General features: G+C 37.9%; 23 protein-coding genes. 14 read left to right on the plus strand and 9 right to left on the minus strand.

Going from position 1 to position 23,248, the window contains the following annotated elements; all coding sequences use genetic code 11:
* Positions 1-99: 99 nt before the first annotated feature.
* The 9 genes from AC07U8_RS09940 to AC07U8_RS09980 all read left to right on the plus strand — a co-directional run bounded on the left by AC07U8_RS09940 (position 100) and on the right by AC07U8_RS09980 (position 10,178).
* Complete coding sequence (locus AC07U8_RS09940) at positions 100-765, plus strand: Rossmann-fold NAD(P)-binding domain-containing protein (RefSeq protein WP_494737790.1); 666 nt, start codon at positions 100-102, stop codon at positions 763-765.
* Between the two features lie 12 nt (positions 766-777).
* On the plus strand, positions 778-1,290 hold the full coding sequence (gene rraA / locus AC07U8_RS09945) for a ribonuclease E activity regulator RraA (protein WP_494737791.1): 513 nt from the start codon (positions 778-780) through the stop codon (positions 1,288-1,290).
* 42 nt (positions 1,291-1,332) lie between these two features.
* The gene (locus tag AC07U8_RS09950) at positions 1,333-2,118 is read left to right on the plus strand and encodes a glutathione S-transferase N-terminal domain-containing protein (RefSeq protein ID WP_494737792.1); all 786 of its coding nucleotides are present in this window, start codon (positions 1,333-1,335) and stop codon (positions 2,116-2,118) included.
* Between the two features lie 150 nt (positions 2,119-2,268).
* Complete coding sequence (locus AC07U8_RS09955; RefSeq protein ID WP_494738594.1) at positions 2,269-2,652, plus strand: DUF6678 family protein; 384 nt, start codon at positions 2,269-2,271, stop codon at positions 2,650-2,652.
* A gap of 182 nt (positions 2,653-2,834) precedes the next feature.
* The gene (locus AC07U8_RS09960; protein WP_494737793.1) at positions 2,835-3,776 is read left to right on the plus strand and encodes a Dyp-type peroxidase; all 942 of its coding nucleotides are present in this window, start codon (positions 2,835-2,837) and stop codon (positions 3,774-3,776) included.
* Positions 3,777-3,896: 120 nt separating this feature from the next.
* Positions 3,897-4,253 carry a hypothetical protein gene (locus AC07U8_RS09965; RefSeq protein ID WP_244015908.1) on the plus strand — a complete coding sequence of 119 codons (357 nt, stop codon included), beginning with the start codon at positions 3,897-3,899 and terminating at the stop codon, positions 4,251-4,253.
* Positions 4,254-4,549: 296 nt separating this feature from the next.
* Complete coding sequence (mfd, locus tag AC07U8_RS09970; protein ID WP_154129758.1) at positions 4,550-8,011, plus strand: transcription-repair coupling factor; 3,462 nt, start codon at positions 4,550-4,552, stop codon at positions 8,009-8,011.
* 229 nt (positions 8,012-8,240) lie between these two features.
* Positions 8,241-8,675: an HIT domain-containing protein gene (locus AC07U8_RS09975; protein WP_004720642.1), complete on the plus strand. Its 435-nt coding sequence runs from the start codon at positions 8,241-8,243 to the stop codon at positions 8,673-8,675.
* A gap of 54 nt (positions 8,676-8,729) precedes the next feature.
* Positions 8,730-10,178 (plus strand): adenylate/guanylate cyclase domain-containing protein, encoded by a 1,449-nt coding sequence (locus tag AC07U8_RS09980; protein ID WP_004720640.1) that lies wholly within the window; start codon positions 8,730-8,732, stop codon positions 10,176-10,178.
* Positions 10,179-10,276: 98 nt separating this feature from the next.
* Here AC07U8_RS09980 and fdx read toward each other — a convergent pair whose 3' ends face one another.
* The 8 genes from fdx to AC07U8_RS10020 all read right to left on the minus strand — a co-directional run bounded on the left by fdx (position 10,277) and on the right by AC07U8_RS10020 (position 16,531).
* On the minus strand, positions 10,277-10,615 hold the full coding sequence (gene fdx, locus AC07U8_RS09985; RefSeq protein WP_004720638.1) for an ISC system 2Fe-2S type ferredoxin: 339 nt from the start codon (positions 10,613-10,615) through the stop codon (positions 10,277-10,279).
* Between the two features lie 15 nt (positions 10,616-10,630).
* Positions 10,631-12,490: a Fe-S protein assembly chaperone HscA gene (hscA, locus tag AC07U8_RS09990; RefSeq protein WP_494737794.1), complete on the minus strand. Its 1,860-nt coding sequence runs from the start codon at positions 12,488-12,490 to the stop codon at positions 10,631-10,633.
* 65 nt (positions 12,491-12,555) lie between these two features.
* Positions 12,556-13,071 carry a Fe-S protein assembly co-chaperone HscB gene (hscB, locus tag AC07U8_RS09995; protein ID WP_004720634.1) on the minus strand — a complete coding sequence of 172 codons (516 nt, stop codon included), beginning with the start codon at positions 13,069-13,071 and terminating at the stop codon, positions 12,556-12,558.
* A 100-nt stretch (positions 13,072-13,171) separates the two neighbouring features.
* Positions 13,172-13,492: an iron-sulfur cluster assembly protein IscA gene (gene iscA, locus AC07U8_RS10000; protein WP_151803435.1), complete on the minus strand. Its 321-nt coding sequence runs from the start codon at positions 13,490-13,492 to the stop codon at positions 13,172-13,174.
* A 45-nt stretch (positions 13,493-13,537) separates the two neighbouring features.
* Positions 13,538-13,924 carry a Fe-S cluster assembly scaffold IscU gene (iscU, locus tag AC07U8_RS10005; protein WP_004720629.1) on the minus strand — a complete coding sequence of 129 codons (387 nt, stop codon included), beginning with the start codon at positions 13,922-13,924 and terminating at the stop codon, positions 13,538-13,540.
* A gap of 110 nt (positions 13,925-14,034) precedes the next feature.
* Positions 14,035-15,252, minus strand: a complete 1,218-nt coding sequence (locus AC07U8_RS10010) for an IscS subfamily cysteine desulfurase (RefSeq protein WP_004720627.1) — start codon at positions 15,250-15,252, stop codon at positions 14,035-14,037.
* Position 15,253: 1 nt separating this feature from the next.
* On the minus strand, positions 15,254-15,727 hold the full coding sequence (locus tag AC07U8_RS10015) for an Rrf2 family transcriptional regulator (RefSeq protein WP_004720625.1): 474 nt from the start codon (positions 15,725-15,727) through the stop codon (positions 15,254-15,256).
* 150 nt (positions 15,728-15,877) lie between these two features.
* Entirely contained in the window at positions 15,878-16,531 is a 654-nt protein-coding gene (locus AC07U8_RS10020) for a hypothetical protein (RefSeq protein ID WP_004720623.1), read from the minus strand.
* Between the two features lie 268 nt (positions 16,532-16,799).
* Between AC07U8_RS10020 and AC07U8_RS10025 the strand changes: the two genes are divergently transcribed.
* The 3 genes from AC07U8_RS10025 to AC07U8_RS10035 all read left to right on the plus strand — a co-directional run bounded on the left by AC07U8_RS10025 (position 16,800) and on the right by AC07U8_RS10035 (position 19,722).
* Entirely contained in the window at positions 16,800-17,285 is a 486-nt protein-coding gene (locus AC07U8_RS10025) for a phasin family protein (RefSeq protein ID WP_004821389.1), read from the plus strand.
* A gap of 160 nt (positions 17,286-17,445) precedes the next feature.
* On the plus strand, positions 17,446-17,718 hold the full coding sequence (locus tag AC07U8_RS10030; protein WP_004720620.1) for an HU family DNA-binding protein: 273 nt from the start codon (positions 17,446-17,448) through the stop codon (positions 17,716-17,718).
* 129 nt (positions 17,719-17,847) lie between these two features.
* Positions 17,848-19,722, plus strand: coding sequence for a SurA N-terminal domain-containing protein (locus AC07U8_RS10035; protein WP_494737795.1), 1,875 nt, complete (start codon positions 17,848-17,850; stop codon positions 19,720-19,722).
* Positions 19,723-19,844: 122 nt separating this feature from the next.
* Here AC07U8_RS10035 and AC07U8_RS10040 read toward each other — a convergent pair whose 3' ends face one another.
* On the minus strand, positions 19,845-20,765 hold the full coding sequence (locus AC07U8_RS10040; RefSeq protein ID WP_151803437.1) for an AraC family transcriptional regulator: 921 nt from the start codon (positions 20,763-20,765) through the stop codon (positions 19,845-19,847).
* Positions 20,766-20,956: 191 nt separating this feature from the next.
* On the opposite strand from AC07U8_RS10040, the gene AC07U8_RS10045 reads away from it, so the two are divergent.
* Both AC07U8_RS10045 and AC07U8_RS10050 read left to right on the plus strand, forming a co-directional pair.
* Positions 20,957-22,174, plus strand: coding sequence for an alkane 1-monooxygenase (locus AC07U8_RS10045; RefSeq protein ID WP_096734064.1), 1,218 nt, complete (start codon positions 20,957-20,959; stop codon positions 22,172-22,174).
* Between the two features lie 248 nt (positions 22,175-22,422).
* On the plus strand, positions 22,423-22,902 hold the full coding sequence (locus AC07U8_RS10050; protein WP_004821399.1) for a winged helix-turn-helix transcriptional regulator: 480 nt from the start codon (positions 22,423-22,425) through the stop codon (positions 22,900-22,902).
* The last annotated feature ends 346 nt before the right edge of the window (positions 22,903-23,248 follow it).

Consider the following 23,248-nt stretch of genomic DNA (forward strand, 5'->3'; position numbering starts at 1 on the left):
GTAAAGTCAAGTGTTGACATGCTTTGACAACATTTTTGTTGAAGAAAAATTTGAAATAAAACGTTAGATTAGTAATAAATCTAGGAGATTGTTTAAAAAATGACTAATTCGATAAAAAATGCGATTGTGATTGGAGCAACAGGTTTAGTGGGGCAGCGTCTCATTGAACAGCTCAACTTATTGGCTGATTGTGAAAAAATTACAGTTGTTGTGCGACGAGAGAATCCCGATTTTTTAAAATTTAAAAAAGTTGAACAATTTGTATTGGATGATTTCCTTCTACTCAATGATCAAGATGTCAGCGATTACACGCATGCATTCAGTTGTTTGGGAACGACCATTAAAAAGGCAGGTTCTAAAGAAGCTTTCTATAATATTGATTTTGAGATCAATGCGCATTTTGCAGATTTATTTGAAATGACTGAAACCCATTTACTTTTAATCAGTGCGATGGGGGCAAAAGCCAGCTCGCCAATTTTTTATAATCAAGTGAAAGGTGAACTTGAGGACTATATACAAAAGTTGAACTTATATCGTTTTTCTATTATTCGCCCATCGTTACTCCTTGGTGAACGAAATGAAAAGCGATTCTTGGAAGATGTAACGCAAAAGCTGTATGGTAAATTTTCGCATTTGGTACCCAATTCTTTTAAATATAAGCCAGTGACAGCACAACAAGTGGCTCATACTATGGTCGAGGCTGCTCAAACACAAACTCAAAAAATTGAAATTTATGATAATTTGCGTATACAAAATAGCAAATAATGGAGTGATAACGTGACTACAGTACCTTTTGTAACTTGTGATTTATTAGATGATCATCCAGACCAAGACATCCAAACCTTGATTCCATCTCTCGATGGCAAATTTTTTAGAAGTTATGGGGCGCGTAAAACCTTTGGTGGTCAAATCGTGACAGTCAAGTGTTTTGAAGATAACTCACGAGTGAAAGAGTTACTTGCTACAGATGGAACAGGCAAGGTTTTGGTTGTCGATGGTGGAGCATCCATGCGTTGTGCCTTGATGGGTGACATGATTGCAGAGTCAGCGGTTAAGCATCACTGGAATGGTGTGGTGATTTACGGTTGTGTACGTGATGTAGATGCACTCGTTGAACTTGATCTAGGTGTCCATGCATTGGCTTCAATTCCAAAAAAAAGCAATCGTAAAGGCATAGGTGAGGTCGATATTCCTCTGTATTTTGGTAGTGTCACTTTCAATTCTGGTGAATATATCTATGCAGATAACAATGGCATTGTGGTTTCAAAAGAAAAATTAGTGGATTTATAAAAAGCTTTATTTAAGCGAAAACAATCATCTAGGGGGTATAAAATGGTGCATCATCAAATTAAAGTTGTACAAGCTTTGGCTTCATCACTGACTGAGGGAGGCCGTGGTGTAACAGGAACTCCGTTTCCAAACCAGCCAGAAAAGGCTTTAAAGTTATATGAGTTTGAAGGTTCACCATTTTGCCGCCGCGTACGAGAAGTAATGACCTTGCTCAATTTGGATTATGAAGTCTATCCATGCCCTAAAGGTGGGACTAAATATCGTCAGGTTGTAAAAGAAAAAGGGGGGAAATTACGTTTTCCGTATTTCATTGATGAAAATACGGGAACAGCAATGTACGAATCGCAAAAGATTGTTGATTATTTATTTAAGCATTATGGTAAAACAGGCAAAACACCAAAGAAATATTCTCATTATCCTAAATACCCAACGGTCGCTATGGTGGGAACCATTATTAATGGTGCACGCGGGGTTTGGGTTAATAAAAAAATTGTTGATCGTGCAAGTCCAGCGCAATTATTGGAATTATGGGGGTTTGAAGCAAGTCCTTATACACGTGTTGTGCGTGCTGTGTTAACTGAATTAGAAATTCCATTTATTTTTCATAATGTGGCGAAAGAGTGTTGGCAAGATCTAGGCCCAGCAGTTTTACGTTTAAAACCGGGTAAATATGTTCCTTTGGTCGGTGGCAAACGTGAAAAAATTATTCCAGTTATGGCCCGCGCAAAGCAAGACATTCAAGTGCCTTATTTAGAAGATCCAAATACAGGTGAAAAACTCTTTGAGTCAGCAGCAATCGTATCTTATTTACAGAAACAATATGGTTAACTCTATGTGTTAAAAGCACCTAACATAGGTGCTTTTAATTGAAGGATAAATGTGGGTTTACAAGAAAATTATCTTGAATATCGAAATCATATAAATACTTTAAAGACTGACCAAGGCTATATAAAGTATATTTTGAAAATTCAGCAGGTCGTGCATCAACGGCAGTTGGTATCTTGTATGAGTGATTCAAAATGGCTCAAACTTCTGCATGCAATGACAGACTTGGATTTTCCACCTGCATTTATTGTCAAATTGGTGACTGAAAATAAAGATCTACAAGCTGAAGATCAATTTGTGAAGAAAATTCCGTGGTATTTAGGTGATTGGCATCCTTTCTATCACGATGCTATGCCTGTATTTATTGCAATTGAATATTTAATGGTAAAGCCTATGCTGAGCACACCGAGAGGAAGACTGATCAGTGATTTGATTTTAGATCAAACAGATCAATTTCGTACTTTGTTGCAGCGTTTGAATATTGTGTTTGATGAAAAAAACAGTTGTTTTAAAATTTATGCTTATTACTCAAAGTAATTTTAAAAATAATCACAATAGAGGTGTCTGAACAAATAAATCAAAACTGATTGCTTTAATCATTTTTCGCAACATTTCTATGCATATAAATATTGTGAATTAGTGGATTGTTAACGATAAAAACTTAAGCTTTAAAACAGCCTATGTTAGATTGTAACCAATAGAATATTTTGAGATAAATTATGACTTCAACTCGAATTCAACCTGTTATGAATCGTCCAGGGGAAAATGCCTTATTTATTGTTTTAGGATTAAGGCTTGGGGCTGAAGTAATAGATACAGTAATCGATTTTGCAGCAAATTTTTCAGCATTAACACGTAGTTTAACCAACCGTTATCCAGATGCACAATTTAGTGCAGTTATGGGATTTGGGGCAAATGCGTGGGAGCGTTTATTTCCTGATCAGGCTAAACCACAAGAATTAGAACAGTTTAAAGAAATTAAAGGGCCAAAATATACGGCTGTTTCAACAGAAGGCGATTTGTTTTTCCATATTCGTGCTGATCGCCAAGCGTTGTGTTTTGAAATGGCAGATATGATCAATACGCAATTAAAAGCCGTAAGTTATCCAGTGGATGAAGTGAATGGTTTTCGATATTTTGACGGTAGAGCGATTATTGGCTTTGTCGATGGGACAGAAAACCCAGAGCCTGAAATTGCAGCTGAATATGCGCTGGTGGGTGATGAAGATCCAGACTTTAAAGGTGGTAGTTATGCATTTATTCAAAAATATATGCATGATATGGACAAGTGGCGTGCGCTCAGTGATGAAGAACAAGAAAAAGTCATCGGACGTAAAAAGTTTAATGATGTTGAGCTGAGTGATGATGTAAAGCCTAAAACAGCACACAATGTAGTGAGTAAGGCACATGATGCGGATGGCAATGAAATTAAAATCATGCGTGCAAATATGCCGTTTTCAAATCCATCTAAAAATGAATATGGCACCTTCTTTATTGGTTATGCACGTAAATTTAGTGTGACTCGACAAATGTTAGAGCATATGTTTCAAGGTGATGAAGAGGGTAATTTAGATCGTTTATTAGATTTTAGTACAGCAGTGACAGGAGCCTTATTCTTTGTGCCTACTGTCGATTTCTTAGATGATTTAGGTGACGAATAACCCTGATGGTTTATGTTCAGGTAAATGGTCGTTTTAAAACGGCCTTTTACTGCGAACTTTTGTCATCTTTCTTTAGTCATCTTTGTTATGATGAATCTTTGATTTGATTGAGTTTTAATGATGTTTGATAAAATTACAGCATTATTTAAGGGTAATAAAAACGGTCCTGAACAAGTTTTTCTACAAGAAAATAATATTCAAATTGATGCTGAGCATGGTTTTATTGTAGATGGTATTGTTTTAAATCGTGAGTTATCTGAACGGCTGGAATACTTTTCTAACCGAAAACTCAATAATTTTGATGATTTAAAGGCTTTGTTCTATAAAACAATTTTGATCAATGAAAAGATTGATTTAGAAATCGCGACAAACAACTATGTGCAAAGGCTTGGCAATACAGAAGAAAATTTAAAACAATTTAAAGAAATTATTCGAAAACTCAATGATTATTATAAAGCGTTTAAACGAGAAAAATAAATCAACTTAAGGCATGGATAACATTTAGTGGAATCAGAATATTTCACCAAAGAATAATGTGTGATGTTGCTTAGTTTTTTCTCTGTTATACAAATGACTATTCTCAATTCATTTGCAAGAGCTTCCACAGGCCTACGATCCTGTGAGTTTGTCTTGAGGCTGATGTGAATTCTATCCTGATGAAGAAAATGCTGCTGTTGAGTCACTGCGAAGATAAATAGAATAAACAAAATCACTCAACTGAATAAAGTCATCATGTTAAACTATTGCTCATGTCTTTTAGACCCTATGCGATTATGTTTAAACAAGAAATCTCTGACCTCAATTTAAAACAACTGAAAGCAGGCGAAAAACGTTGGATTGGCACAATGCTCGGTTCATCTGCAGCCTTATTGTTTAAGGAGATCGCAGAGAAATCGGATCAGCTCTTTGTATTGGTTGCAAAAAATAATCAGCACTTGGGACAGTTGGAAAGTGAATTAGAATTTTATGGGGTAAAACCAACAATATTTCCAGACTGGGAGATATTGCCATATGATCGTTTATCTCCGCACCAAGATATTGTCTCTGAAAGACTGTCGATACTTTCCAATATGCCACAAAAAGGTATTTTATTGGTCTCTGCAACTACCTTGGCACAACGTGTTGCCCCTACATCATGGGTGTTGGGTGAGCATTTTGATATCCGCGTTGGTCAGAAATTCGCATTAGAACAACAAAAATTAAAACTGGTTCAGGCGGGTTATCATCTGGTTGATACCGTTTATGACCATGGTGAGTTTGCAGTACGTGGTAGCATCATGGATATTTATGCCTCTGGGCAAAATGCGCCTATCCGTATTGATTTATTTGATGATGAAATAGACAGTTTAAAATTCTTTGACCCTGAAACCCAAAGAACAACAACAAAGTTAGAGCGTTTTACCGTACTTCCTGCAAAAGAATTTCCGTTAAAAGAAGCACGTTCAACATTTCGTGATCGTTATGCAGAAAGTTTTCCAACTGCAAATCCCAAGAAAAACCCAATTTATCAAGATGTGTTAGAAGGCATTGCTTCTCCAGGATTAGATTTCTACTTCCCATTATTCTTTTCACAGCAAGCCATGCAAACACAAAGTTGTTTGGTATCGTACTTACCAAGCAATGCGATTGTCATTACAGATAAGCACATTGACGAAGGATTGTTGAGTTTTTGGACAGATGTGATGCGTCGTTACGAAGACCGACGCCATAATGCTGATCAACCGCTATTACCGCCTGAAGAAATTTTTATACAACCGAATCAACTGTTTGAGTATTTAAATCAATTTTCAAGAATTATTGCCTCAACAGAAGCCATTGAATTAAAAGCAGGCTGTATCAATTTGTCGGTTGAATTACCACCAAGATTGCCTGTAGACCCTAAACAAGACCAACCATTTAAAGCAGTGAAGCAGTATGTGGATGAGGCTAATCATCCTGTATTACTGGTGGCTGAAAGTGCTGGACGCCGTGAAACTTTAAAAGATGCTTTACGTGCAAGTTTAGGTGAAATTCCAGTTGTTGAAAGTTTTGCTGTATTTCAACAATCTAATTTCTCTGTGGCGATTACCAATGCGCCTTTGGATCGTGGATTGGTCATCAGCAATGATCTATCGGTTATTTCTGAAAACCAACTGTATGAACACCGTGTAGTACAGCGCCGTAGAAAACGTCAACAAGAGGTTTCAGAAGAGTTTCTGATCCGAAGTCTGACGGAACTCAATATTGGTGCGCCAGTGGTGCATATTGATCATGGTGTTGGGCGTTATGCAGGCTTAGTCACCTTAAATATTGATGAACAAGACTATGAGTTTCTGCAATTAAACTATGCAGATGATGCAAAAGTGTATGTTCCTGTAACCAATCTACACCTGATTAGCCGTTTTAGTGGTGGTGATCCTGATTTAGCGCCATTACATAAATTGGGTACAGATGCATGGAATAAAGCAAAACGTAAAGCGCTTGAACAGATTCATGATGTGGCAGCTGAATTGCTACATATCCAAGCGCGTCGTCAGTCTAAACCCGGGATTAGTTTTGAGTTGGATCAAAGTGCATATATGCAATTTTCCAGTGGCTTTGCTTATGAGGAAACACTGGATCAGGCCAATGCCATCGAAGCGACCTTATATGATATGCAACAAGCCAAACCAATGGATCGGTTGGTTTGTGGTGATGTCGGCTTTGGTAAGACGGAAGTGGCGATGCGCGCGGCATTTGTTGCTGTTCAAAATAATAGGCAAGTGGCTGTTTTAGTACCAACCACCTTATTGGCGCAACAACATTTTGAATCATTTAAAGATCGCTTTGCCGATTGGCCAATTCGTATAGAGGTACTTTCTCGTTTTGGAACCAATAAAAGTCATACCAAAACCATTGATGATTTAATCGATGGTAAAGTCGATATTGTCATCGGCACACATAAAATTCTTCAGGAAAACGTGCAGTTTAAAAACTTAGGTTTAATGATTGTCGATGAAGAACATCGTTTTGGAGTACGTGATAAAGAGCGTATCAAAGCCATGCGTGCAGATGTTGATATGTTAACCTTAACTGCAACACCAATTCCTCGTACATTGAATATGGCTTTTGGCGGAATGCGTGATCTTTCAATTATTGCTACACCGCCAGCACGTCGTTTAGCTGTCAAAACTTTTGTCAATGAACAAACCAATGAAACCATGAAAGAGGCAATTCTGCGAGAATTATTACGTGGTGGTCAGGTTTATATCTTGCACAATGAAGTAGATACCATAGAACGTGCTGCAGAAAATATTCGTCAACTTGTACCAGAGGCACGTGTCGCGGTTGCGCATGGTCAAATGCGTGAACGTGAACTTGAGCAAATCATGCAACAGTTCTATCACAAAGAATTTAACGTGCTGGTCTGTTCAACGATTATTGAAACGGGGATTGATGTTCCCAATGCCAATACGATTATTATTGAACGTGCAGACAAACTCGGCCTAGCACAATTACATCAATTACGTGGTCGTGTTGGACGTTCCCATCATCAAGCCTATGCATATTTGATGGTGCCATCGATTAAAGGCCTTAAAGGTGATGCAGAAAAACGTTTAGATGCCATTCAAAGAGCTTCAAATCTTGGCGCTGGTTTTATGCTGGCTACGGAAGACTTAGAGATCCGTGGGGCTGGTGAATTACTGGGTGAACAACAAAGCGGTTCAATGAATGCAATTGGTTATAGCCTATATATGGAAATGTTAGCCAAAGCGACCAAAGCAATTCAACAGGGCAAGACCCCTAATTTTGATACACCACTTTCACTTACCTCTGAAATTACCCTGCATATGCCTGCTTTGATTCCCGATGAATATTTGGGCGATGTACATCAGCGTCTTATGTTCTATAAACGTATTAGTAATACAGATACTCAGGATAAACTTGACAACATCCGTATGGAGTTGATTGATCGCTTTGGTGTCCCGCCATTGCCAGTAAAACAACTGTTTAGTGTCCATCAAATTCGGGTTAAGGCCGAAGCCTTAGAAATTACCAAAATTGATATTGGGGCCAATGGTGGGGTGATCGAATTTTCACCTGATACACCTGTGCAAGCGATCAGTATTATTCAGCTCATGCAGAAGCACCCTACTTGGTTCCGTATGGAAGGTGGACAACGTTTAAAAGTGATGGTGATGCTTGAAGAAAATGACAAGCGAATTCAGTTTATTCAGGATTTGTTAAACAATTTACTGACAGAATTAAAGCGTTAATTTATCAGGATTTTGAGCTTAAAAAATGCTCAATTTGAGATTAAAAGTGCTTATGAATTTTTTCAGGTAAATCACTTGAAAAAATTCTGTGATTCTTTAAAGTGTAATTGTGATCAGGTTCAAAACAAACTGTGTTTATTTGTACCAAAACACAAGATAACCAATATTCACACGAAAACCGATGTGTTAGTATTAGCCATCCTTTTAATTTTGCGTCATTTATAAAGATATGTTTAGTTTGCATCCACAACTTGCTCAAGATACTTTTTTTGTAGGCGATTTTCCGCTTTCAACATGTCGTTTAATGAATGATATGCAATTCCCGTGGCTGATTCTTATTCCACGTGTTCCTGGTATCACTGAGTTATATGAACTAAGTCAAGCTGACCAAGAGCAGTTTTTACGTGAATCAAGCTGGTTGTCTAGTCAGCTTTCTCGTGTTTTTCGTGCAGATAAAATGAATGTCGCTGCACTTGGAAATATGGTTCCGCAATTACATTTTCATCATGTAGTTCGTTATCAGAATGATGTAGCTTGGCCTAAACCTGTATTTGGCCTGCAAGCAGTTCCTTATAGCAATGAAGTATTAGCTCACATGCGTCAAACACTGATGTTGGCGCTACGTGGTCAAGGTGAGATGCCATTCGATTGGCGTATGGATTAAGTGTAAACAGCACAAGGGAAGTGTTTAATAAAATGACATTCGAGGTAAAATATTTTGCCATTTGAACGTATGTTAGATAAAGAGCCAAAGCAATTTGAGATATTCCAGCGATTTATGGGGTATTTGATTATTGCTTTGGTGGTCATGGTTTATTATTTCACCTCCCCAATTGCAAATTATCAATTTTATGTTCCTTTTTTTATAGGCTTTATTTTTATTGTTAGCCCTAAGCTATCGCGCTGGCTAGAATATTCATATGGCTCTAAAATTCGGAAAAACATCTATTTCTTAATTGATGTCATCGTAGTTTCTACCGCATTGGCTGCTGTACATTTAAGCCTCGTGGTTACTTTTGTGTTGTTATTTGCACTGATCTATACAGCGATTAATAACAAAATTTCTTTTATGATGGGTTCTTTGGCAATTTTAGTTGCCTTTGTTGTGTTTTATACCAATATTATTTTTATCTTTGGTTTTTATGATTATTTTCAGCAAACCAGTCCAGAGCTATCAGTCCTGTCTTTTATTAGTATTATCTTGTTTGTAAACATCGGAAATTATTATCAAAATCGCCGTATCAAAAGTGTAGAAACCAAGAAAAACACCTATTTCAATGAAATGAATCGCTATATTGAGTTATCAAATCAACTCAGTCGTTATGCGCCATTACAGCTTTGGCAAGCGATCATGCGTGGTGATACAGAAGCCAAGATTGAATATAAACGTAAAAAAATGACGGTTTTCTTTTCTGATATTCAAGGGTTTACAGAATTATCAGAAACTTTGATTCCAGATGATTTGGCCTTTGTATTAAATGACTATTTAAGTCATATGACTGAAATTGCCAAACAATATGGTGCAACCATTGATAAATTTATGGGTGATGCAATCCTGATTTTCTTTGGTGATCCTGACTCACAAGGTGTGGAGCAAGATGCGAAAAACTGTATTGATATGTCCATTGCAATGCGCCAGCAGATGAAATTTCTCCGTGAACGTTGGGTGAAAATGGGCTATGCACCTTTGCATATTCGTATGGGGGTAAGTACCGGTTATTGCCACGTTGGGAACTATGGTGCTGTGCATCGCATGGCGTATACCATTGTGGGGCGTGATGCCAATTTAGCCGCGCGTTTGCAATATGCTGCGGATATCGATGAAATTCTGGTTTCAGATGAAACCTATAAGCTGATTAAAAACGATTATCTTTGTGCACCAAAAACCCCGATTGAGCTGAAAGGGATTCAAGGTAAGGTACGCACTTGGCAAGTGATGGAAAAATACTCTGCAACCAAGAATGAAAATCAGCAATGGTTTGATTATGAGTATAAAGGATTTCACTTGGTGCTGAATTTAGAAGAAGTGCAAAACTTTGAATATCCGGAGTTGGTGGAAGTATTAGAAAAAATGGTAGAACGGATTAAGGTGCAGCAAAAACTTACCAACTCTCAAGGGGTTGCAAAGCTGAATATTGAAGATGAAGTCAACTCAAATTATTTGTAAAATCATTAAATTAAATGCTTACTTAAGGCATTAAAAATTGCTAAGACATTAAAAAACCACTCATAAAGAGTGGTTTTTTTGCCTATATGAAAAGCAACTTAGTGGTTTTCAGAAGCATGGTTAATCGTATACTTTGGAATTTCAACTTCCATATCTTCATCTGTGATTTTGACTTGGCAAGACAGACGCGAATCAGGTTCTAAGCCCCAAGCACGATCCAGTAAGTCGGCTTCAATATCATCCATCTCTTCGAGCTCATCAAAGCCTTTGCGTACAATCACATGGCAAGTGGTACATGCTTTAGACATGTCACAAGCATGTTCTATTTTAATACCATTATCAAGCAAGCTTTGACACAGATTGGCGTTTGGTTCAACTTCAAACTCAGCACCATTTGGACAAATTGTTGCATGAGGTAGTACTTTAATACGTGGCATAGTCGTTACCTTAAATTAGTTTGAGTTAGACCAATCATCAAGTTTGGTGCCTTTGAGTGCATGATCAATGTGCTGATTCATGCGTTCTGCTGCAAAGGCATCGCTATAAGTTTTTAACTGTTCAACAGCATGCTCAATCGATTTGATATCATTTGTTTCAAGCTGGGCTTTTAAAGTTTCAGCGGCTTGGGTGAGCGCAGTCAGTTGTTCTGTACTGAGCAGATTGGAGTCGACCTTTAACGCCTGTGTTAAGGCTTCAAGTTCACGCTGTGCTTCAACTTTAGTTTCATTGAGATGGCGAAGATTTTTATCTTCTTCAGCGAATTTATAACCTTCTAAAAGTAAACGTTCAGTATCGGTCTCAGATAGTCCATAAGAAGGTTTAATGTCGATTTGCGCATTGACACCTGATGTGGTTTCTTTGGCTGAAACAGTAAGCAGGCCATCTGCATCTACCTGAAAAGTGACTTCAATACGTGCCTGACCCGCGGTCATTGGTGGGATACCATGTAATACAAAACGGCCTAAGCTGCGGCAATGCTCAACTAAGTCGCGTTCGCCTTGCAAGACATGGATCAGCATGGCGGTTTGACCGTCTTGATAGGTGGTGAACTCTTGACGGCGTGCAACAGGAATGGCTGTATTACGTGAAATTAAACGTTCAACCAAACCGCCCATGGTTTCTAGACCAAGTGACAGCGGGGTAACATCTAACAGTAATGAACCATCTTTAGAATTACCAATGAGTTGATTTGCAGTGATCGCAGCACCAATCGCCACAACTTCATCAGGATTGATGGTACAAAGCGGTTCTTGCTTAAATACTTCACGCACCACTTTCTGTACAGCATAAGAGCGGGTTGAACCACCAACAAGGACTACATTTTGAATATCATCGAGTTCAAGTTTTGCATCACGCATGACACGTTTACACACATTGATCGTCTTATCTAATGCCACTTGAATGATTTCTTCAAATGTTGTGCGATCTAGCGTGAGATGATGTGTTAGAACTTTAATATCAACAGAGGTTGCATCACTGAGTGCTTCTTTGGCTTTACGCGCAGAAACGATAAAATGTGCATATTCTGCATCATCTAAAGTTTCAATATTGAGTTGTTTTTTTGCCCATTTCACAATAAGGCGATCTAGGTCATCACCACCCAGTGCGGTATGACCGCCTGTGGCTAAAACTTCAAACACACCTTGAGAAAAACGCAAAATAGATACATCAAATGTACCGCCACCTAAATCATAAATGACATAGTTGCGGTCTGTTGTTAGGTTGCTCTCTTGGTCCAAGCCATATGCAACAGCCGCAGCGGTAGGTTCGTTGAGCAGGCGTAATATATTTAAACCCGCGAGTTCAGCTGCATCGCGTGTGGCTTGGCGTTGCGCTTCATCAAAGTAAGCTGGAACCGTAATCACAGCGCCATTCACCGGATTGCTTAAGCTTTGTTCAGCGCGATCTTTCAGTTGTTTTAAAATTTCTGCGGAGATTTCTACGGGTGTTTTACGACCTTGCGCTGTTTCAAATGCTGGCATTTCATTATCAGCACCCGCAAGCGTGTAAGGGTGTTGAAATTTAACATCTGCTTTAGAACGACCCATAAAGCGCTTAACAGAAACAATGGTATTTTTAGGGTCAGCAGTAATAAACGGTTTTGCTGCATCGCCATATTCGGTTGAATTTTTAGAATAATGTACAATAGAAGGAAGTAACACGCGACCTTGCTCATCGTTCAGTACTTTGGCTTTGCCTGATAATACCGTAGCAACAAGAGAATGGGTTGTCCCTAAGTCGATACCAATCGCAATACGGTGTTCGTGTGGCGCACTTGATTGTCCTGGTTCAGCAATTTGCAAGAGTGCCATTTGTCACATCCTTAAAATAAAAACTAAAAACAAATTCGGGTAAAACATATAATGAAAGTTAAAATTTAGAAATCATCATCTAAACTAAAATCTTCATCATCTAAAAGCTGATCTTCGGCTTTATCAATATCATTCATGACTTTTTGAAAGAATCGTAACTTGCGCACCGTGTCACGTGCTTCAGCCCAATCTTCATCCTCAAAATCAATTTTGAATTCGCGAACTAAGCCATCAATCCATTGTTGTACTTCTTTTTTTAAAGAATGCAATTGTTCGGTATTGGTTGCTTCATCAAGCTGCTCACGAATTTCTAAAGCAGATTGTAAGAACTCAAAATCACTAATTGATTGATCTAAGTGATGATCTTGCTTTTTGAGTGACAGTAGATAAGCAGCACGACTGTCTACATTGGATAAAGCTTTATATGCCTGATTAATTTCACTTGATTTAATCAAAGCTTTGTCTTTATCTTCAGCTTTATCAGGATGATATTGCTGTTGTAGTTTTAGGAAATTAGCTTTTAATGTCGCTAAATCAATATCGAGTGCTTCCGGGAGATCGAACAACTCAAAATGACTCATGGGAGATACTCATCCACGATGTTTTACAGGAAAACGGTGTAATTAAATGTGATTAAAACAGTGCAAGACACTGTTTTAACATGAGAAAAAGCAGGGCAGATTATACAGTGAAAGATTCACCACAGCCACATTCACCTTTTTTATTTGGGTTATTGAACTCGAAGCCTTCATTGAGACCATTTTTAACATAGTCCATTTCCATACCATCGAGATAAACCAAACTTTTTGGATCTACAAAAACTTTTACACCAAACTGCTCGAACATTTTATCATGAGTGTCGATATCATCAACAAACTCAAGTACATAAGCTAAGCCAGAACAGCCTGAAGTTTTCACACCAAGACGAATACCTTCACCCTTACCGCGATTCTTTAAGTAATTGCTGATATGAGTTGCAGCATTTTCAGTTAGATTGATCATGAAAACTCCGTTAAAAAATCATCTGCTAAATTTGACGAACAGATATTAGGCTTTAGTTTTCTTGCTACGGTAATCTTCAACAGCAGCTTTAATTGCATCTTCTGCAAGTACAGAACAGTGTACTTTTACAGGAGGAAGTGCAAGTTCAGTTGCGATGTCGATATTCTTAATCGCCTGTGCTTCGTCAAGCGTTTTACCTTTTAACCATTCGGTTACGAGTGAACTAGACGCAATTGCAGAGCCACAGCCATAAGTCTTAAAGCGAGCTTCTTCAATTACACCACTGTCATTCACTTGGATTTGTAAACGCATTACATCGCCACATGCAGGTGCACCGACCATACCTGTACCAACATTTTCTGCATTTTTATCCAACACACCAACATTACGAGGATTTTCGTAATGATCTATTACTTTTTCGCTATAAGCCATGTTGCTTCTCCAAACCTCGGGGTCAGCGTTGATAATATGTATTTCTACAATCTAATTTGGTGGCATTTTACTGATTTTCAATAAAATGCCGCGTTTTGATTTCAAGGAACTTAGTGTTCAGCCCATTCAACTGAATTTAAGTCGATCCCTTCTTTGTACATATCCCAAAGCGGAGAAAGCTCACGCAATTTCTCAACAGCAGCTTTAGTAATCTTAATTACATGATCAATGTCTTCTTCAGTCGTATAGTGACCAAAGCTAAAACGAATTGAACTATGTGCTAACTCGTCAGAAAGACCGAGGGCACGAAGTACGTAAGAAGGTTCAAGTGTTGCAGATGTACATGCTGAACCAGAAGATACAGCAGCATCTTTTAACGCCATCATCAATGATTCACCTTCAACAAAGTTGAAGCTAACATTTAAGTAGTTTGCAACATTGTATACAGGGTGGCCATTTAAGAAGACTTGTTCTAAATCTTGTAAACCGTTCCAGAGTTTGTCACGGAGTACACGTAAACGTGTTTGTTCAGCTTGTAAAGATTTGCCAGCAAGTTCAAATGCTTCACCCATACCGACGATTTGATGAGTTGCAAGTGTACCTGAGCGCATACCACGTTCATGACCACCGCCATGAATTTGTGCTTTGATACGAACACGTGGGCTACGGCGTACAAATAAAGCACCAATGCCTTTAGGTCCATAAACCTTATGACCTGAGAAGCTCATCAAATCAACTTTCATGGTAGAAAGATCGATTTCCACTTTACCCGCAGCTTGTGCAGCATCTACATGGAAATAGGTTTTATTGGCACGTGTTAACTCACCAATTGCAGCAACATCTGTCACAGTACCAATTTCATTGTTCACCATCATCAATGAAACAAGTAACGTATCTGGACGAAGTTCAGCTTGAACCATTTCTGGGGTAATTAAACCAGTTTTAGGTTCAGGTTCAAGATAGGTAATCTCAAAACCTTCTTCTTCTAATTCACGACAAGTATCTAAAATTGCTTTATGTTCAATTTTACTTGTGATGATGTGTTTGCGTTTAGAACCGTAAAACTGAGCAACGCCTTTAAGGGCAAGGTTATCAGATTCAGTAGCACCAGAAGTCCAGACAATTTCGCGTGGATCAGCTTTTACTAAATTTGCGACTTGTTCACGTGCATATTCAACTTTTTCTTCAGCTTGCCATCCATAAGCATGTGAGCGAGAAGCAGCATTACCGAATGTACCATCAAAGGTTAAACACTCCATCATGCGTTCTGCTACTTGAGGATCAACAGGCGTAGTTGCTGCATAGTCAAGATAAATCGGACGTTTCATGTCAAATACCTGTAACCGATAAAAGGGCTGAATCAAGAGGTGCTGAATTTTGGCGAACTGCAACGGTTTGTACGTTGTCACGAGCTACTAAATCCGCAAGGGTGATTTTAGCTAAATAATCGGCAATATGGAGAGAGAGTTCTTGCCATAAATCGTGAGTTAAACACATTGCACCATTTTGGCAGTTGCCTTTGTGGTCACAACGAGTCGCATCAACGGTTTCATTTACAGCTTCAATAATTTCTAAGACAGTAATTTCTTCAGCATGGCGCGCTAAGTGATAACCGCCATTTGCTCCACGAACACTTGAAACTAAGCCATGACGTTTAAGTTTAGCGAACAATTGTTCAAGATAAGCGACAGATATCGTTTGGCGGGTTGCAATTTCTGCAAGCGTAATCGTTTGTTCAGGTGGCTGCAATGCTAAGTCAAGTAGTGCAGTCACTGCATAGCGACCGCGAGTAGTTAGGCGCATGATTCGATACACATGTTTTAGACTAGATGTATGAATTTTATGAATCCTGACTAAAATAGTCAAGTATTTTTAAGTTTAATTCTGACTAATTTAGTCAGAATTTATTATTTGAACAAAAATTACTGGAAAATTTCAATTTTTGTTCAAGTTTTATGAAAATATTTGCCAAAGATTATACACGACTAATGCCATAAATAGAAAGCCCAATACGCCTAAAGCCGTATATAAACGTTGTTGATTGAGCTGCAAGCGTTTAACACGATTTTGATATTGTTTCACTTCAACTTGGAGCGTGTTGATCTTAGAGCGTTGCTGATCAATCTTTTCAAGCAAAGGGGCAATGCGTTTTTTTGATGCTTTTGTCTGGCTGTCATCATCTGGATTTGTTAACCATTGCTTCCAGTCTGAAAGCAATTTAGGTGCAGTTAAGTGTACAACCAGATCACGGAACTGTTCCTTGAGCAGGTTATCGCCTTCCAGACGCATTTTTTTCATGCTACGACGATTAGCAAAGACAAAAATTTGGATGAAATCGATGAGTGTGCTACTCACAGAAAGGTCAATGGCTTTTTCTGGAGGCTGTAAATCAAAAAGAATACCACGATCTGTAAATTGAACATAAAAGTCAAAATAAGGAATATAACTATTCATTTTAATTGTAATCTGCTGTCCGACGAATTTTTTTGCCTGTAAGCGAACAACACGATCATGTTTTAATACGAAAGAATAAATGGTTTCCAATATAATCATGACAATGTTTAGCAACAAACGAGAATGACCTTGCTTTTGTTGCGATTCATTCATAAAAAATTCCTATAGCAAAACAGAGAGTCCGATCTCTAAATAAATTTGAAACAATCTCATCCATGACTGGAAACACAATATTTCAACAATGATATAAAAATTATCTTAATAACCATTGTCGAATTGCCAAGTGTTCCTTAACATTAAAACAATTACTTTGCTTTGTAGAACAGTTTAGCAAAAGGTTCAATAGTTTTATTTGATAATATAGCAATATTTTCTACATAATTTGGTCATATAGGTCATTACACGCTGGAGTTTGGGGTAAATGGAGCAAGATATGAAAAAGAGCAACAAAGAACAAACGGATCTTTATGAAGATCAAAATGAATTTGATGAATCTCAAATAAAGCCTAGAAATCATAAAAAGTCAGCATTAGATTTCAGAAAATATACAAAACAAATCTGGTTGGCAGGGTTGGGAGCGTTCTCCAGAGCCGAAGAAGAAGGCAATAAACTCTTTGATTCTTTAGTCAAGGTGGGTGAGGAGCTTGAATCTAAGACAGTTGAAGTCACAGATCAGACAGTCAATAAAGTCACTGAAAAAACCAAAGAGTCTGTTGCAGAAACCAAAGACAAGGTTGAAAAACTTTTAGATCAGCGTGTAAATCATTCATTAAACAGAATTGGTTTAGTGACTGCTAAAGATCTTCAGCATTTGGAAAACTTGATCCTGCAACTCCACAATAAAGTCGATGCATTGGCTGAAGAGAACCAAAACTTACGCGACCAATTGCTAAAAAAAATGAAATAATTACCATTAATCCAAAAAAATCGTAAATTTTAGTCGTAATTTTTGTGAAAAGCGTGTTTGGAGTCTTGCGTTTCCCCCCAAAGCATTGCTATAAAGTCGTCATGGCCTTTGATCTACAGCCTTGGAACTTAAACAAACGATATAAGAGGACGTAATCTTCATGAATAAATCAGAATTAATCGATGCGATTGCAGAAAAAGGGGGATTGTCAAAGTCCGATGCTGGTAAAGCATTAGATGCGACTATTGCTTCAATTGGTGAAGCGCTTAAAAAAGGCGACACAGTGACTTTAGTCGGCTTTGGCACATTCAGTGTTAAAGACCGTGCTGCTCGTACTGGTCGTAACCCTAAAACTGGTGAAGAGCTTCAGATTAAAGCAAGCAAAGTACCTAGCTTTAAAGCTGGTAAAGGCTTAAAAGACTCAGTAGCTTAATCTGAGCTTGTTAAAAGCGCGCCTTTGTGGCGCGTTTTTTATGAAATATATTAAATTATCAGTGATTGCTCGTTCATTCATTTCACAATTTCAGTTAGAATCCTTACGAAATATAATATTGGAATACTCATGGAATCGTTTCGCACTCTCATAAGGGGCTGGTTTGGTAAAGTTCTCCTTGTGTTATTTTTAGCGCCATTTGCTGTGGTTGGTATTGAAGGCTATTTCAGCGGTGGGCAAAAAGCAGACGTAGCTAAAACTGTTAATGGTCAAGATATTTCTAAAAAAGAGTTAGAAACGGTTACAAAAGGCTATACAGATCAATTATTGGCAAATCCTGCTATACATGGGGATGAGTCTTTATTGAACAAAGAATTTATTGCAAATAAAGCACTTGATTACCTGATTAGCCAAAGTCTTTTAAGACAACACGCTGATAAGTTAGGTGTGACTTTGAGCGATGCTCAAATTGAACAGAAAATTGCACAAATTCCTGCTTTTCAGGAAAATGGTAAATTTTCAAATACGCTATATGCAAATTATTTACGCTCACAGGGTTTAACTAGCCAAGCATTTATCCAAAATATTCGCCAAGATTTTGCCTTAAGCATTTTGAGCTCTACAATTTCGGATAATGCACTGATCAGTAAATTGGATATCCAGCAAATTGCCAACTTGCAATCTGAACAACGTGAATTATTCTTATCAAGCGTTAAACTTGATGACTATAAAGCCAATGTTAAAGTGACCAATCAGGAAATTGCGGATTATTACAACAAGCATCAAAATAAGTTTAAACAAGTTGCTTCAGTGGATGTGGACTATGTGGTGCTCAGCCCAGCGACATTGACACAGCCAAATGCGGCAGTGACTGATGCTGAATTACAACAAGCTTATACTCAGTTTGTAGAAAAATATAAGCAAAGTTTGAAGCGTGATGTTAAACATATTCTGATCACGACTGATTCTCGTACGCCTGAGCAAGCTGCTACACTTGCAAATGAAGTATATGCAAAAATTCAGGCAGGTACGTCATTTGCTCAAGCTGCTGCACAATATTCGGAAGACCCAGATTCTAAAGCGAAAGGTGGTGCACTTGCTGCCTATGCGCCAGGTGCCTTTGGTGATGATTTTGATAAAGCTGTGAACGCAACAAGCAATGGTCAAGTGTCTAAGCCTGTTAAAACTCAATTCGGTTATCATTTGATTGAAGTAAACACACCAGTAGATTCAGTGCCATCATTTGAGTCGAAAAAAGCTGAATTGACTGCTGAAGTTTTAAAGAATAAATCTGCTAACTACTTCTCTGACACTGTAAATAGTTTAAATGAGCAAGTGGTTAACAGTGATGCATTGGATGTCGTTTCACAAGCAGTGAAGACAGTTCAAGTTCAATCTGCAAATAATGTAAATTTAACAACAACCAATCCAGTTCTTGCTGATCCTGCTGTTAAATCTAAACTGTTTAATGAAGATGTGAAAAGCGGAAATACGATGGCTTCAAGTAATATCCAAACTGCCAATGGTGATGTTGTCTGGGTTAAAGTGCGTAAGTATCATCCAGCCGGTGTACAGCCTTTAGCACAAGCAACTGCACGTGTAAAAGCACAATTGATTGAACAAAAAGCGTTTGATGCTGCCCATGCAAAATTAAATGCCATGATTGAAGATTTCAAAAAGTTACCAGCTCAAGAGGTTACTGCGAAATATCAGTCTAATTTTGTCCATGCGGGAACATTTACACGTTCTAAAGGTCTTAAGCGTGAGATTGAGCGTGTTGCATTTAGCCAGCCAGTACCTAAAGCAGGCATGTGGTCTGTTAGCACTGCGAAGCTGCCAAATGAGTTAGTTGTTGTAGCTGTAGCGAATGTGAAAAAAGTAGATACTGCTCAGATGGATCCAGCTGAAGTTCAGCAACTTACCCAAATGTATCAGAAGTTCCGTGGTGAACAATTATTAGACGATTATTCGCGTTATTTAAAATCACAAGCAAAAATTAAATAATTCAGAATAAGATCGTTAGACTAAAAAAAGCGCCTCGGCGCTTTTTTTATGTGAAATGAAATATAGCGTGAGTACAGGAGCTATATCACTAAGATGTGATTAGCGGATGTCTCTAATCTTTTTTAGATCTGATTACGATATTGGCTTGGGCTAAGTTCAAATTGTTTCTTAAACGCCTGGCTAAATGCGGTTTCAGATGAATATCCCACTTGGTGTGCAATCTGCTGAATAGGCAGTTGTCCTTGTTTGATCAGCTGGCTAGCGAGACGTAAGCGATGTTGTTGCAAGTAGGCTAAAGGTGTTTCCCCAATAATTTGATTAAATAAGCTGGCAAATTTAGAACGTGACATACAACAGGTTTCAGCTAAGCTTTCTACGGTCCAGCTCTGTTCTGGGCGACTGTGGATGGCTGCAAGTGCATTTGAAAGTTCAGGGTGCACCAGGGCATTTAACCAATTATTGTGATCTTGCATTTGCTCAATATAGTCACGCACACACTCGATCATCAAAATACTGACGACGTGATCCATAATTTTATTCTTACCCGCCATGGTTCTACGCGTTTCAGCAGAAACAAAATATAGTCCAATTTTAAGCCATTCAGGTGCCTCATCACTTAAGGCATTTTGAATATGCAAATATGGTGGGAGGGCATTGATCAATGGACGAGCCATGATTGCATTCATATGACATCGTACAGAAAGGATGAGGGTCTTTTCTGAGCTTCCTTGACCAAATTCAATCGCATCTTGTCTTAGTCCGTCAAAGAGGGATTCTATATTGAGGCTTTCAACTAACTGCGTGTCTAAATGATTTTTTACAGTATGTGCTAATCCTGCTGGGATTAAAAACATATCACCGGTTTGTAGTGCAACAGTCATTTTGGGTGAAAATTCTAAATAAGCATTTCCATACAAAACGATATGCGCGATCACTGCTTCTTGTTTTGGACTCTGAAACGACCAATCACCTTGAGCTTGAAGGTAAATATATTCTGAATGGTTGAGATGAATATCATCAAAAATTTTACTTAAAGCATCCATAGATTCAGTTCAAATTTCCTGTTCTCAAATAATAAAAATGTTTCATGCTATTAAAACATGTGCGCAAAGGACAAACTCTATGTTGAAGATGCCAAAGACTTTTTCATAGGTTTTATGGACGCTTACAACTGTCTTTAAGTTGAATTTTACATAAATATATAACTAAGTAGAAAGATAGGGAAGATATAGCCATGAATGCACCAGTTCAACTGACAGAGCAGCAATTGCAACAATTAAAACCAAAGTCAGGTTTGGCACTTGATAAAAAGCGTTATCTTTGGATGATTAGCCCATCACTTCCAGTGATTGGGTTAGGAATTTTAGCGGGATATCATGTTGCACCTAAGCCACTGAAAAAAGTTTTTGCATTGGGTGGGCCACTGGTACTGCATGTGATTATTCCAGCCATAGATTCATTGATTGGTAAGGATAAAAACAATCCGACCAGTGAAGATGTAAAATTACTTGAGCAAGATCCGTATTATTCACGTTTGGTCAAATCTTTTATTCCGATTCAATATGTCGCCAATGTATATGCTTGTTATCTGGTGGGGCGTAAACAAACATCACTTTTAGATAAGATTTTGCTTGGTGTCTCAATGGGTGCAATTAATGGTATTGCCATTAACACAGCACATGAGTTAAGCCATAAGCATGACCGTATGGACCATATTTTATCGCATTTGGCATTGGTTCCATCAGGTTATAACCATTTCCGTATCGAACATCCTTATGGACACCATAAACGCGCTGCAACGCCTGAAGATCCAGCTTCATCGCAAATGGGTGAAACCCTCTATGAGTTTTTACCACGTACCGTCATTGGTTCATTTAAATCAGCGATTGAAATTGAAACCAACCGTCTTAAACGTAAGGGCCTTGGATTCTGGTCTAAAGATAATGAGTTATTGCAAGGCTGGACAATGACCGCAGCATTCCATTCATCTATGGTCGGGTTATTTGGTAAAGGTATTTTGCCTTATTTGGCAACCCAGTCAGCTTATAGTATTACGTTGTTTGAGATCATCAATTATATTGAGCATTATGGTTTGTTGCGCCAGAAAGATGAAAATGGCAAATATGAACGCACAATGCCTGAGCATAGTTGGAACAATAACAACATCGTAACGAATTTATTCTTATATCAGTTACAACGTCATTCAGATCATCATGCCTTTCCGACACGCCCATTCCAAGCGTTACGTCACTTTGATGAAGCACCTGAATTACCAAGCGGTTATGCAAGTATGCTGTTGCCAGCGATGATCCCATCGTGGTGGTTTAAAATTATGGATAAGCGTGTATTTGATCATTACAAAGGTGATTTAAATAAGGCCAGTATTTATCCAAAACGCCGAGCAAGTATTTTCAAAAAGTTTGGTGTCGTGGACAAGTTGTTGAATAAGTAAATTTAATTTTAAGATAAAAGCCCAGAAATGGGCTTTTATTGTTTTTGAGCATTAAAATATTTCAGCATTTTTAAATGTTGACTAACGCTACTTTTAGTTGTGAGTCATCCTTGTTAAAGCATAAGCACTTGTCGCTTAATTTTAATGAATGTAAAAAAAATCCCTGAAATACTATCTTTCTTTTTCTGTTTATTTCATAGTATTCAACAATGGTATTTTAAATTTACAAATGTAATTTGGAACTTCGTATGAAATGGGAAGAAATAGGCAATCAACCGTGTTCAATTGCGCGTACATTATCTGTATTGGGTGATCGATGGACCATGCTTATTTTACGTAATGCTTTTATGGGTTTACGTCGTTTTGATGATTTTCAAGAAAATTTAGGTGTGACAAGACATGTATTGTCTGAACGGCTAAAACGTTTGGTTGAGCATGAAATACTGGTTAAAGTGGCTTATGTCGATCGACAAGAGCGTTATGAATATCGCTTAACTGAAAAGGGCTTAGATCTATATCCTATTTTATTAACCATGGTGGCATGGGCGGATAAGTGGATGGATGAGGGGCTGGGTGCACCTATGGTGTATCAACATACCGTTTGTGGTCATGAGTTTACTCCGATATTGGTATGCTCAGAATGTCAGCAGGCGGTGAATGCAAGACAGGTGAAGCCAATCGTTAGCTCTGCGTTTTTCCAATACTTAGCGCAGAAAAAATTAGCTTGATTGCTATTCCCTAGCTGATTTTCAATATTTATCATGAATTAATTTTAGATTAAGTTGTTGGTAAATATCATAAAAATATAAAGACATGTGCACTCATGATCTTTAGTGTTGGTGAAAATGTTTAGATGAAGCGTAGCAAGTAATTTGAAATTTTAATTACTGATATTATTTTTGATTTTTGTTAAAAAGATATAAAATATATGATTGTTCAATTTAAAAAATATATAATTTAAATTAATAAGTAAAAGTATGAAAAACAGTAACTGTAATCCTAGTTTAGAAAATAAGGTTTATTGCTTGATAAAGAATAGAGCGATTTTTTAAACAGATAATTTTGATCAAGTCA

Source organism: Acinetobacter sp. GW821-FHT01E09, from assembly GCF_059422385.1.

Excerpts from the sequence above, each read along its gene's own strand:
- iscA (WP_151803435.1), bottom strand. The coding sequence starts at position 13,492 with ATGATCAATCTAACTGAAAATGCTGCAACTCATATCAGCAATTACTTA.
- AC07U8_RS10035 (WP_494737795.1), top strand. The coding sequence starts at position 17,848 with ATGGAATCGTTTCGCACTCTCATAAGGGGCTGGTTTGGTAAAGTTCTC.
- hscA (WP_494737794.1), bottom strand. The coding sequence starts at position 12,490 with ATGGCACTCTTGCAAATTGCTGAACCAGGACAATCAAGTGCGCCACAC.
- mfd (WP_154129758.1), top strand. The coding sequence starts at position 4,550 with ATGTTTAAACAAGAAATCTCTGACCTCAATTTAAAACAACTGAAAGCA.
- AC07U8_RS10030 (WP_004720620.1), top strand. The coding sequence starts at position 17,446 with ATGAATAAATCAGAATTAATCGATGCGATTGCAGAAAAAGGGGGATTG.
- AC07U8_RS10050 (WP_004821399.1), top strand. The coding sequence starts at position 22,423 with ATGAAATGGGAAGAAATAGGCAATCAACCGTGTTCAATTGCGCGTACA.
- AC07U8_RS10010 (WP_004720627.1), bottom strand. The coding sequence starts at position 15,252 with ATGAAACGTCCGATTTATCTTGACTATGCAGCAACTACGCCTGTTGAT.
- AC07U8_RS10040 (WP_151803437.1), bottom strand. The coding sequence starts at position 20,765 with ATGGATGCTTTAAGTAAAATTTTTGATGATATTCATCTCAACCATTCA.
- AC07U8_RS10045 (WP_096734064.1), top strand. The coding sequence starts at position 20,957 with ATGAATGCACCAGTTCAACTGACAGAGCAGCAATTGCAACAATTAAAA.
- AC07U8_RS10025 (WP_004821389.1), top strand. The coding sequence starts at position 16,800 with ATGGAGCAAGATATGAAAAAGAGCAACAAAGAACAAACGGATCTTTAT.
- AC07U8_RS09975 (WP_004720642.1), top strand. The coding sequence starts at position 8,241 with ATGTTTAGTTTGCATCCACAACTTGCTCAAGATACTTTTTTTGTAGGC.
- hscB (WP_004720634.1), bottom strand. The coding sequence starts at position 13,071 with ATGAGTCATTTTGAGTTGTTCGATCTCCCGGAAGCACTCGATATTGAT.
- AC07U8_RS10015 (WP_004720625.1), bottom strand. The coding sequence starts at position 15,727 with ATGCGCCTAACTACTCGCGGTCGCTATGCAGTGACTGCACTACTTGAC.
- AC07U8_RS09965 (WP_244015908.1), top strand. The coding sequence starts at position 3,897 with ATGTTTGATAAAATTACAGCATTATTTAAGGGTAATAAAAACGGTCCT.
- AC07U8_RS09940 (WP_494737790.1), top strand. The coding sequence starts at position 100 with ATGACTAATTCGATAAAAAATGCGATTGTGATTGGAGCAACAGGTTTA.
- iscU (WP_004720629.1), bottom strand. The coding sequence starts at position 13,924 with ATGGCTTATAGCGAAAAAGTAATAGATCATTACGAAAATCCTCGTAAT.
- AC07U8_RS09950 (WP_494737792.1), top strand. The coding sequence starts at position 1,333 with ATGGTGCATCATCAAATTAAAGTTGTACAAGCTTTGGCTTCATCACTG.
- AC07U8_RS10020 (WP_004720623.1), bottom strand. The coding sequence starts at position 16,531 with ATGAATGAATCGCAACAAAAGCAAGGTCATTCTCGTTTGTTGCTAAAC.
- fdx (WP_004720638.1), bottom strand. The coding sequence starts at position 10,615 with ATGCCACGTATTAAAGTACTACCTCATGCAACAATTTGTCCAAATGGT.
- AC07U8_RS09960 (WP_494737793.1), top strand. The coding sequence starts at position 2,835 with ATGACTTCAACTCGAATTCAACCTGTTATGAATCGTCCAGGGGAAAAT.